Here is a 1,067-nt window from a genome sequence, read left to right as displayed (position 1 = left end):
AAGGGACGGAGAAGCGGCCCTAGGAAATGAGCAAGGACAAATGCGAACCTCAGTCACAGCTAGGGCAACGTATGTGAGGGTATGAGTGCCAGGTGAGACAGAGGATGCCTGCCACTCAACGCGGTCGGCACGGACCTCCTTTCGCCACCACACCCAATACCAAGAGCAGAATCGGCACTGTGGATAGTACCAAGGCAGGTAGAAGCCCCCGCCTTCCAAGTTGTCATCGACCGCTTCCAAGGCGCCTGGTAGGGCATCAACCACCCTCACCATGGAGAGACTGTCGGGAGTTGTGACCTACTGGTGAGTGGCATACGGGCTACCTGGACCGTAACTTGGTAAAGATTGCCTGGCACTACCGCCTCAAGGATGGGGCCATAGGCAGAGCTTGTTAGGCTATCAAAAGCGCGAATAGTCTTTTCAACAAAGATGCCGCGATATTCTGGGACTGTAGCAAACGAAGCCGGAGTGAAGGACAGGCCCACGACAACAGAGGCCTGTCCTTGCCCTGAGGCAGCAAAGTCAAGCTCTGTCTCCCCTTCGAAGGCCTGGAACGTCGAAACAGGTGCATCAGTAGGGTCATCGAAGACCGTGTTGATGTAGTCGTTACCACTTGTGGTACCCGATACAACAAGGGTCAAATTGGGGTTTGCATTGCCAACAGATTCATCATAGAGGGAAAGCGAAATGCCAGCCACAGCGAGCATAGATGGACCCAGGGACATGGCTGCGATTTCATTTGCCAGTTTTTCGTTATGCGGGTGTGTAGGAGTGAGGTCAACAAGGCCAGGAAGCGCCCACAGCGTGGCCGTAGTATCGATTGTAGCCGAACCAGGACCATCTGCAATATTAAAGAGAGTAACGTACATGATATGTAGGCAGTTCGCCCACGAATGCGAACAAGGTCACGGAGGTCACTTTCAAGCGAAGCAGCAGACGTGCGCTCCCCATCATTAAGATACTTTCGCAGAGCGTACGCCTTGCCAGTGGTAGAGAGGGAGTCGAGGTCCGATGCCACAATCGACCAGGCAAGCTCAGGAACTGAACTGCTGAAGGAAGGTAGCATG

General features: G+C 53.9%; 1 protein-coding gene. It reads right to left on the bottom strand.

Annotated elements, in window-relative coordinates:
• Nucleotides 1-266 precede the first annotated feature (266 nt).
• On the bottom strand, nt 267-869 hold the full coding sequence (locus tag V6D20_12290; GenBank protein HEY9816559.1) for a hypothetical protein: 603 nt from the start codon (nt 867-869) through the stop codon (nt 267-269).
• Nucleotides 870-1,067: the final 198 nt, after the last annotated feature.

This window comes from Candidatus Obscuribacterales bacterium (assembly GCA_036703605.1).
Lineage (GTDB): Bacteria > Cyanobacteriota > Cyanobacteriia > RECH01 > RECH01 > RECH01.
This window is presented reverse-complemented; position numbering and strand designations above follow the sequence as displayed.

What these genes read in the sequence shown, in the direction of transcription:
- V6D20_12290 (HEY9816559.1), bottom strand. Translation starts at nt 869, where the DNA reads ATGTACGTTACTCTCTTTAATATTGCAGATGGTCCTGGTTCGGCTACA.